This window comes from Clostridium sp. CAG:265 (genome assembly GCF_000436575.1).
Taxonomy (GTDB): domain Bacteria; phylum Bacillota; class Clostridia; order Clostridiales; family Clostridiaceae; genus Clostridium; species Clostridium lentum.
This window is the reverse complement of record NZ_FR886592.1, coordinates 19577-30090: the sequence shown is the minus strand read 5'-3', so window position 1 is coordinate 30090 and position 10514 is coordinate 19577. Positions and strand designations below refer to the sequence as shown.

At 29.8% G+C, this 10514-nt stretch carries 7 protein-coding genes and 2 pseudogenes; 2 read left to right on the top strand and 7 right to left on the bottom strand.

Going from position 1 to position 10514, the window contains the following annotated elements; genetic code table 11:
• The first annotated feature begins 227 nt into the window (after positions 1–227).
• Positions 228–560, top strand: a complete 333-nt coding sequence (locus Q5O29_RS02930; RefSeq protein WP_022211515.1) for a hypothetical protein — start codon at positions 228–230, stop codon at positions 558–560.
• 211 nt (positions 561–771) lie between these two features.
• On the opposite strand, the gene Q5O29_RS02925 is transcribed toward Q5O29_RS02930, so the two are convergent.
• Positions 772–1200 (bottom strand): GNAT family N-acetyltransferase, encoded by a 429-nt coding sequence (locus Q5O29_RS02925; RefSeq protein WP_022211514.1) that lies wholly within the window; start codon positions 1198–1200, stop codon positions 772–774.
• Positions 1201–1378: 178 nt separating this feature from the next.
• On the opposite strand from Q5O29_RS02925, the pseudogene Q5O29_RS02920 reads away from it, so the two are divergent.
• Positions 1379–1555: pseudogene (locus tag Q5O29_RS02920) on the top strand (IS3 family transposase); the annotation flags it as partial.
• Positions 1556–1595: 40 nt separating this feature from the next.
• Here Q5O29_RS02920 and rlmD read toward each other — a convergent pair.
• The 6 genes and pseudogenes from rlmD to Q5O29_RS02890 form a co-directional block, all read right to left on the bottom strand.
• Positions 1596–2975 (bottom strand): 23S rRNA (uracil(1939)-C(5))-methyltransferase RlmD, encoded by a 1380-nt coding sequence (gene rlmD, locus Q5O29_RS02915; protein ID WP_022211513.1) that lies wholly within the window; start codon positions 2973–2975, stop codon positions 1596–1598.
• A gap of 126 nt (positions 2976–3101) precedes the next feature.
• A complete protein-coding gene (locus Q5O29_RS02910) occupies positions 3102–3449 on the bottom strand; it encodes a DUF1540 domain-containing protein (RefSeq protein WP_022211512.1) in 348 nt (115 codons plus the stop codon).
• 438 nt (positions 3450–3887) lie between these two features.
• Complete coding sequence (gene pyk / locus Q5O29_RS02905; RefSeq protein ID WP_022211511.1) at positions 3888–5300, bottom strand: pyruvate kinase; 1413 nt, start codon at positions 5298–5300, stop codon at positions 3888–3890.
• A gap of 61 nt (positions 5301–5361) precedes the next feature.
• Entirely contained in the window at positions 5362–6321 is a 960-nt protein-coding gene (gene pfkA / locus Q5O29_RS02900) for a 6-phosphofructokinase (protein ID WP_186834507.1), read from the bottom strand.
• Between the two features lie 429 nt (positions 6322–6750).
• Positions 6751–9045: pseudogene (gene dnaE, locus Q5O29_RS02895) on the bottom strand (DNA polymerase III subunit alpha); the annotation flags it as partial.
• Positions 9046–9594: 549 nt separating this feature from the next.
• Positions 9595–10365 carry an LAGLIDADG family homing endonuclease gene (locus Q5O29_RS02890; protein WP_022211508.1) on the bottom strand — a complete coding sequence of 257 codons (771 nt, stop codon included), beginning with the start codon at positions 10363–10365 and terminating at the stop codon, positions 9595–9597.
• Between the last annotated feature and the right edge of the window lie 149 nt (positions 10366–10514).

The window sequence follows — 10514 nt, the reverse complement described above, 5'->3', positions numbered from 1 at the left end:
TCTGCTGAGCTAAAGACGCGTATTCCTTATGAACTTATAATATCATCTTCGACTTTTTTTGTCAATATTTTTTTTAATTTAAATTTTAAAAAAATATTCTTTGAGTTTCTATATAGACTTATGATAATAATTATATAATATTTGATTATACAACAATAGATGATAAATTTGTAATACTTCAATTTTCATTTAAGTTAGGTAAAAGATCTATTCCCCTTTGGTTTAAGTTGTTTAAATATAAACAACATGGAAACAAAGACTTTATTCATGTAAAGGAAGGTCTTAAATTTTTACATAAGATATTAACATCATATGAGTTTGATGTTACTATACTTGCAGATAGAGGATTTAAAAGTATTGATTTATTTAAATTTATAGATGAAACTCTTAAATGGAAATATTGTATTAGATGCACTAAATATATGGGAATATCCATTGTAGGTAAAAGTAAAATTAAAAAATTAGATGATATAATTTACTTATTTATACTTAAATTCAATAAAAATCAATATGATTCAAAAATAAATTCCATAATAACTGTCCATAAGTCAGATTTTTAATCTGACCGTTGACTCCCTTTAGGGCAGTCTGCAGCTTGGTAGTATCACCGCCAATTTCGACAGTGATACCTTTGATTCTGTTTGCTATTGGCTGATACCTCCTTAAAAAATTGTATAAAAAAGCTCGGTATCTTCCGAGCATAGAAAAAGCACCAACCATCTCTGATTGATGCTTATGAGTATTATTTAATTGCTACAGATAAACTGAAATTTAACGCTTCCATACCATTGTAAATTCCTTTTCTCCCGTATTATCATCTACACATTCAGATTGGATACTAAATTCTTCTCGCAGATAAAATTGAATTGCTCGCTCATTTTTTTGATAAACGTTCAATTTTAGAGTGGACTTGATTTTCTTCACCTGATCCAATAACTGTTTTCCGGTTCCCTTTGACTGTGCTACATCTTTTATAAAGATTCCTTCAATATAGTCGTTATTTAATCCAATAAATCCATCTATCTGATTTGCATTGTCAACTTCATGTACATATATTTCTGCAAGTGGCATCATTTCTTTTACCATATCAAAGTTGCTTTTCCAGTAATCTTGAGATATAAAACTATGTGCCTGAATATTCGTATTCAACCATATTTGCATTACTGCATCTATATCACCATCAACGTATTTCCTAATCATTTCATCATCTCCTCAAATTCCGATTTACACTACTCTTCATATTTCGTGTATTTATCAAGCTGAACCTCTATATCTGGTGTTAGTATAAAGTAGTGGACACATTAAGACAAACTAAGTTAAAATAATATTTAGTTAAGAAAATATGTAAAGAGTTTAATATTATACAATCATTTAGTAAAAAGGTTGTCCTTATGACAATGCTTGTATAGAATCTTTCCATTCTTCAATAAAGAAGGAAGAAATCTATAGAAATACATATCGCACCTTCGAAGAAGCCAATATAGCTATATTTAAATATATTGAAGGTTGGTATAACAGAAAAAGGACTTTCCGTAAGACTTCATACATATTTTAACGATAGTCTTTGAGAAAGTCCTTTGATTTCTACACTATATTTACTTGTTATGGTTCACCTTTGACATCAAAACAACTGTCTCGACGTGTACTGTATGAGGGAACATATCTACTGGCTGTATTTCCACTGTTTTATAACCATTTTCCTCCAAAATAGCTAAATCTCTAGCTAATGTACTTGGATCACAACTTACATATACTATTCTTTTAGCATCTATATTTGTTATTGCATCTAATAACTTTTTATCACAGCCTTTTCTTGGTGGATCCACTACAACTACATCAGCTTTAATACCTTTACTAATTAAATCAGGTATAACTACTTCTGATTCACCTACATAGAAATGTGCATTATCCACATTGTTTTCCACAGCATTTATCTTTGCATTTTCAATTGCTTGTGGAATAATTTCTACTCCATAAACTTCTTTTGCTTTCTGTGATAAAAATAATGTAATACTTCCTGTTCCACAATAAGCATCAAATACTGTTTCATTTCCACTTAAATCTGCATATTCTAAAGTCTTTGCATATAATACTTCTGTTTGGATAGGATTAACTTGGAAGAATGATAATGGTGATATATTGTACTTAAACTCTCCTATATAATCACATATAGTATCACTTCCCCAAAGAGTTTTAGATTCTAATCCTAATATTACATTAGTTGGCTTAGAATTTATATTTTGAATAATACTCTTGATTCCATGTATATTATTAACCATTAAGTGGATAAATTCTTCTTTATGTGGAAGGTCTCTACCATTAGTTACTATTACAACCATAACTTCATTAGTAGTAAATCCTCTTCTTATCATAATATGTCTTAATATACCGCTTTCATCATATTGTCCATCTATATTATAGGGCTTAATATTATTTTTTATAATCCAGCTTCTAGTCAATTCAACTACTTTATCAGCAATTTCATCTTGTATTAAACAACTTTCCATATCAATTATTTCATGACTTCTTGGAGCAAAGAACCCTATTTTTAGTTTTCCATTAACTAATCCTATAGGCAATTGAACCTTATTTCTATATCTCCAAGGTTGTTCCATGCATAAAGGAAACTTTACTAAGCTTTCGTCTAACTTACCTATCTTACTGATACAATCTTTTACTCTTTCATGTTTAAACTTTAATTGTTCTTTATATGTACTATGTTGTAACTTACAACCACCACACTTCTTATATATTCCACACTCAGAAGTACATCTTTCTTTTGATTCCTCCACAATTTCTATAAGCTTTCCATAAGCAAAACTTTTCTTTGATTTTACTATTTTAACCTTTACTTTTTCCCCTACTAATGCTCCTTCAACGAATACAGGAAAAGTATTATCTATCTTGGCGATTCCTTCTCCCTCATATCCTTGAGCTACTACATCTAATATATATTCTTTATTTTTTTCTACCAAATTTATCACCTGTCAATCATATATTTCTTCCGCTTTAAAATCTATTATATACTATGTCATTAATGTTATAAATAATCTTTAATATAAAAAGCTGATTTCTTAATGAAAAGAAATCAGCTTTTTATATTAATATGCTTCTATAAATGTATCACAATTTATCTTCTTTTTTAAATCATTATTTTTAAAACTTAAATGTTCTGCACTACATTGTCCATACTTATTGTAGAAACAGTTATTGGCAGTACAATGAACTGATGTTATTGGTGTATTTGCTGTATAATCTTGCAAACGGCTTAATATATTCATATTATCAAACATATTCAATGCACTTCTAAACTTACTATCATTAAATCCATTACATTCTGTCTCACTGGCAAAATGGGCATCTTGTCCATTCACATTTATTTCATGAGCTTTGCATGTACCATGTTTATTATTGACACAATTAGTTGAACAGCAATTTAAAGTTGTCATAAAAATACCTCCTAAATATTTCATTATATTTATTAGTTATTTTCATTTTTAATAAACTTTATACAGTATTTTATTTTTAAATAAAAAAAAGAGCACCTTACGGTGCAAATTGGTTAATAAGTTGCCATGATTTAAAACGATTGCCATCTTTTAATCATACTATTCATTATAACCTATATATTAGATTTAATTTGTTAACTTTTTGTTAAATTTTATGTTTTTTATACTTTTTTGCAATATTTAATTCATTTTTTAAGACATTTAACTTTTATGTTGCATAATTTTATTCATTTTTATTAAATAGTATACTCTATTTAATTATTAATTATAAGTAATAAATTAATTATAAAAAAATTTCTTAATTCATTCTTCATTATTTTTTATTTCCTGTAAAAAAAGAAGTACCTTATGGTACCTCTTTATAGAGTGTTATTTTTACTATTTAACTTCTGTAACCTTTAAAAGATTAGTTGAACCTACTGTATCTAACCCAGCAGCAACTACTACTGTTTCACCAGCAGTAACAAATCCACTGCTCTTAGCAGCTTCTATAGCATTAGCTACAACTTCATCTGTGTTTGAAGCAGTAGGTGTAACCATTGAATATACTCCAAAGCTAAATGCTAATCCCTTAGCTACTTTTTCGTTAGGTGTAACTGCAACTATTGGACAGTCTGGTCTGCATTGAGAAATTCTTCTAGCAGTAGCTCCACTCTTAGTTGAAGTAACTATTGCAGCAGCTTTTAATTCATTAGCAGCATTACATGCAGCTCTTGAAATAACTCCTGAAACTGCTGGAGTATGGTTTTTAGCTCTTGAAACAGCTGTTTCATAGCTTAATTTCTTTTCAGTTTCTTCAGCTATTCTAGCCATAGTTTGAACTGATTCTACTGGCCAATCTCCGTTAGCTGATTCTCCAGATAACATGATTGCATCTGTACCATCATAGATAGCATTAGCAACGTCTGAAACTTCTGCTCTTGTTGGTCTTGGGTTTCTCATCATAGAATCTAACATTTGAGTAGCTGTAACAACTGGCTTTCCAGCAGCATTACATTTTTCTATCATCATTTTTTGAACAGCTGGTAATTTTTCAAATGGAATTTCAACTCCTAAATCCCCTCTTGCTACCATTAATCCGTCTGATGCTTCTAATATAGCATCTATGTTGTCAACACCTTCTTGGTTTTCTATCTTAGAAATTATCTTGATGTCTTCTCCACCATTTTCATTTAATATTTGTCTTATTGTTTCAACGTCTGAAGCTTTTCTTATAAATGAAGCTGCAACAGCGTTAACTCCAATTTCACAACCAAATTTTAAGTCAGCTATATCTTTTTCAGTTAAAGCTGGTAATTTTATTGAAACTCCTGGAACGTTAACTCCTTTATGAGTTGCAACAAATCCAGTATTTTGAACTGTACAGTGGATTTTGTTTCCTTCAATTGATTCAACAGTTAAACCCACTAAACCATCATCTATTAAAATAGTATCTCCTACTTTAACATCACTAGCTAAACCAGCATAAGTTACTGAACATTCCTCAGTATTTCCAATTACATCTCCACCTGCGTGAACTGTAAACTTAGCTCCAGCTTGTAACTCAACTTTTTTAGGCTCAAATTTACCAGTTCTTATTTCTGGTCCCTTAGTATCTAACATAACAGCTATTTCTTTATTATGTTCTTTAGCCAATTCTTTTACTAAGTTTATTCTCTCTGCATGTTCTGCATGATCACCATGAGAGAAGTTATGTCTAGAAACATTCATTCCTGCTTCTATGATTTGAGATAATATTTCTCTCTTTTCACTCGCTGGCCCTATTGTACAAATTATTTTAGTCTTTCTCATGTAAATAACACTCCTTTATGTTTAGTATCTTAATTTATATATATAATTTTAGATAACATAACTAACTATTTATTTCAGCTGATATTGAAAATAACTTATTATCAAAAGTTCTATCTAGTGCTAATGCTTCATCAATATCTACATCATAAATTTCGTTCTTTCTTATACCAACTACTCTTGAAGTTTTTCCTTCTAATAATAATTCAATAGCTTTTGAACCCATTCTTGAAGCTAAAACTCTATCAAAAGCACTTGGACTTCCTCCTCTTTGAACATGGCCTAATACCGTTGCTCTTGTTTCTATTTTTGTTTCGTTTTCGATAAATTTAGCTAGTTCACTAGCTCCTCCAACACCTTCAGCAAGTAATATTAAATTATGCATTTTTCCCTTTTTCTTGCCATCTAATATAATATCACATAATTCTTTTTTATCATATCCCTTTTCTGGAGTTATTATATATTCTGCTCCACATGCAATTCCTGCGTAAAGAGCTATATCACCACAATTTCTTCCCATAACTTCCACTATAGAAACTCTTTCATGAGAAGTTGATGTATCTCTTATTTTATCAACAGCATCTGTTACAGTGTTTAAAGCTGTATCAAATCCAATAGTATAATCAGTGTAGCTTAAATCATTATCAATAGTTCCTGGTAAACCTATTGTTTTAACACCTAATTTTGATAATAATTTAGCTCCTGTGAATGAACCATCTCCACCAATAACCACTAGTGCATCTACTCCATTATCTTGAAGTATTTTTACTGCTTCTTTTCTAACCTCTTCTTTTTTAAATTCTTCACATCTTGCTGTTCTTAAAATTGTTCCACCTCTTTGAATAATATCTGAAACAGATGATCTATTCATTGGAAACATTTCTCCATTTAACAATCCACTATAACCTCTGTGTACTCCCATTACCTCAATGTTATGATGTAATGCAGTTCTAACTACAGCTCTAATAGCAGCATTCATCCCCGGAGCATCTCCTCCACTAGTTAAAACAGCTATTTTTTTTATCATAATCATTCCTCCTTGATACCACTATGGACTCTGCATGTCCCACATCCTCTGAAATCTTTAAAATTTCTGAATCTTTAAACTTTTTCCTACCATTTTTTATTTTACTGTTAAAGTGCTTTCATTGCAACTAAATTTAGCAACTATATTGTAGATTTTTATATGTTCATTTTATATTGTGTCCTATAATAAATTAAAATATATAATGTTTTTAAAATTGCTTTTTTATTTTGAAAGCCTTGAAAAACAAGACTTTATTAATATAATTAACAAAGTTATTTTAAATAATTAAAACTAAAATAATTACTTAAAAATTATTTTTTATATTTTTTACTATTTTCTACTGTATTTGTTTACAAAAACCTTTTGTAATTTTTGTTATTTTTTATAAATAAAAAATAACCTGACTTTAACTAAGCCAGGTCATTTTTATTCTACTATTTTAACATTACCTTCACCAAATACTTTTTCTAATTCTAAAAATATATCACTAGATAAATTTACCCACATATTTCTTGGCATTCTATAATTTTTTCTATCATTTGCTGTAAATACATACAAAGGTGTATTTCCTGCATATTCATTACAAATTTCCATAAGCTTTGGCTTAGTGGCTCTGGCCATATCTAAATTATCAACTCTCACATAAACTTTAGATGAATCTACTTTTTCTAGAGGTTCCATAGTTTCACAGATAATCTTCACAGCTTCATCTTCTTTCATACTCACTCTTCCCTTAATAATAACAAAGGCATCAGCAGCAATTAAATTTCTTACTCTATCTAAAGTTTTAGGGAAAACTATAACTTCTATAGTAGCACTTAAATCTTCAATTTTAATAAAAGCCATTATTTGATTATTTCTCGTAACCTTTTGAGTAACTTCTGTAATTATTCCACCAACAACCACTTTATCTTCATCATGTATTGAATATTCTTCATGGTCAATACCTTCATTATGTGCTTCTTTACAATCATAAATCTTTTGTATGGTTGTAGATGTCATCACCTTTAAACTTTTAGCATATTCATCAAGAGGATGTCCTGATAAATATAGACCTGTCATTTCTTTTTCCATTGCTAATAAATTATTTTTAGCAAACTCTTTTATATTTGGATACATAACTTCTGTTGCTTTAAAATCTTCATCTTCCGTTAATCCAAATAAGCTTATTTGACCATCTATATTTCTCTTTCTTTCACTTGCCATACTATCCATCAACTTTTCATGTACAGCTAAAAGCTTTGATCTAAATATTTTAAAATCATCTAATGCTCCAGCTTTAATTAAGCTTTCTACAGCTCTTTTATTGATGGCTGATAAATCTATTTTATTGATAAAGTCTGTAATTGATTCAAATTTTCCTTTTGAATCTCTTGCTTCAACTATACTATCAACCACATTCATACCTACATTTTTTATGGCTGCTAGCCCAAATCTTATCTTGTCATCTTGTACTGTAAACTTGGAATAACTTTCGTTTATGTTTGGTGGAAGAACTTGAATTCCTTGGCTTTCAGCAAAGTTAATGTAATGTGCAACCTTTTCTGAACTTCCCATCATGGAATTTAACATAGCTGCAATTGTTTCAACAGGATAATAATGCATTAAATATGCAGTTTGATAACCAACTACTGCATAAGCTGCTGCATGACTTTTATTAAAAGCATATGAAGCAAAATCCATCATTGAATCAAAGATATCATTTGCCGCTTTTTCACTTATCCCATTTCTTAAACAACCTGGAACTTCAACATTTCCTTCCTCATCTACAATTCCATAAATAAAATTTTTACGTTCTTGTTCCATGACACTATGTTTTTTCTTAGACATAGCTCTTCTAACCATATCACTTCTTCCTAAAGAATACCCTCCAAGCTTTCTAACTATTTCCATTACTTGCTCTTGATACACCATTACACCATACGTTACGTCTAAAATATCTTCCAATTCAGGCGTTTCATAATGTACACTGTCTTTATTTCTCTTACCTTCAATATATCTTGGAATTTCAGCCATAGGACCTGGTCTATATAAAGAAATACCAGCTATGATATCTTCTAAACAGTCTGGCTTAAGTTCCTTCATGAATGAAGTCATACCTGGTGATTCTAATTGGAATACCCCTGCTGTTTTTCCTTCACCAATCATCTTATAAACTTCTTTATCTTCAAAGTTTATCTTGTCTAAATCTATTTCTATTTCTCGGTTTGCTTTAATCATTTTAACAGCATCACTCATAACTGTTAATGTTCTAAGACCAAGGAAATCCATCTTAAGTAACCCTAATTCTTCCAATGTTGTCATATCAAATTGAGCTACTATGTTATCTTCATTTTTTTGTAATGGTACATATTCCACCAATGGCTTTGATGCAATAACAACACCTGCCGCATGAGTAGATGAATGTCTCGGTAAGCCTTCTAACGTCTTACTTACATCAATAAGAGTTTTCACCCTATCATCAGTATCATATGCTGCCTTAAGTTCTGGATTCATATCTAAAGCCTTTTCTATGGTTATCCCTAGCATTGTAGGAATCATCTTGGCAACTCTATCAACCTCTGCATAAGAATAATTCATAGCTCTACCTACATCTCTTATACAAATTCTTGCTGCCATAGTACCAAAAGTAATTATTTGTGATACATTGTTAACACCATATTTATCAACAACATAATCAATTACTTCTTGTCTTCTTTCGTAACAAAAATCCGAATCTATCTATTACTACCCTCTTTTTCAAGATACTTTAACACTGATTTTTCAGTGGGTATAGACTATATCTTCTCCCACCGCCCTTTACGGTTTGGGATGCCCCACTTCGCAAATATAACTAAAATAAATGCTACGTGCCTTTGCACTAGTCGTTGGACCTTTCTCTCTTCAAGACTTGGCTGCTGGTTATCCAATCCTTTTAATTTTTATGGTTAAACCACCATTACATTTAAGCTTATTTCATCCTTCTGCTTTGGTTTAAAAGGCTCTAAGGACTTTCCAGCAATTCGAGGCTCTTTAAGCATGCTATTTCTAACATGCACGACTATAAACTAGCTTATTTCATATTTTTTAAAATATTATATTTATCATATTTCCTATCTAAATATATTTTTGAATTATTATATAAATAATTCATATAAACTAGTCTTTTAATCTGGCATACTAACTCTTTCTGGATTTAAGAACAAATTATTATTAACCACGGACTCTTTATTCCGTGCTCTGGAGGTTTCCCTCATTTTCATCAGATAGTCTTTTCTATCTCAGTTTGGACTATATCATCATACCAAATAAACTTCGTTTTCTACCTAGATAAATATATGTATCTAGGTATAAATATCTATAAAACTTCTCTATATCTAATTTAGAATATATCTTTACGTACCAACACTCTTTCTTCTTTCTTGAATCTTTTACTATATGAGCATTAATATAATTCTCTGAAAGTATATTTAGTAAATCTTCTGCAAACTTTTTAGAACCTGTTGTGAATGAAGCATTTACATATTCATATACTTTTATTTCCGATTTATAAATTCCTTTAGTTTTATTTATATACACACTTCCATCTCCATCAAATATACCTCTTATCATATCTCTCATATATCTATCATTAATTTTAGGAAGTCTTATATATTTGCTTTTTCTTTCTCCCACTCCAACACTTCTTAAAAATTTAATGTCGTATTCATCAGTGGTTATAAATGTATATGTCTCACTTTTTCCTTTTTTATTCTTATATACATATAGTTTCTTTAAAGGTGTGTAGGTACTTCGTAAATATTCTAATATATCATAATCATTCATAGATATTGTTATTCTATATCTTTTTGAATGTATATCATAACTCAAACACCCATCTGAAAATATTAATCCTAAAATATACGCAGTTTCTTCATTTATTCCATTTGAAAAAATACTTTTATCAAGTATCTTTCTTTTTGATGCATTAACACTATTAGCACAACTCTTAGAACAATATAATTGGTTCTTCTTCTTAGTCTCAAATTCGCAATTACATTTCTCACAAATATATTTATACATTGAATCTCTCCTTCTATTATATATAAATATATTTTCCATACTTATCATATTTTATTTGGTATGTTGGGCACTCGTGGAGAAGATTATTGCTTAGCTACTCACTTCTCTAGTCTCTGAACCTTTCTAGTACATTTAGCTATTCCTAGACT

What these genes read in the sequence shown, in the direction of transcription:
- Q5O29_RS02925 (WP_022211514.1), bottom strand. Translation starts at nt 1,200, where the DNA reads ATGATTAGGAAATACGTTGATGGTGATATAGATGCAGTAATGCAAATA.
- Q5O29_RS02910 (WP_022211512.1), bottom strand. Translation starts at nt 3,449, where the DNA reads ATGACAACTTTAAATTGCTGTTCAACTAATTGTGTCAATAATAAACAT.
- pyk (WP_022211511.1), bottom strand. Translation starts at nt 5,300, where the DNA reads ATGAGAAAGACTAAAATAATTTGTACAATAGGGCCAGCGAGTGAAAAG.
- Q5O29_RS02890 (WP_022211508.1), bottom strand. Translation starts at nt 10,365, where the DNA reads ATGTATAAATATATTTGTGAGAAATGTAATTGCGAATTTGAGACTAAG.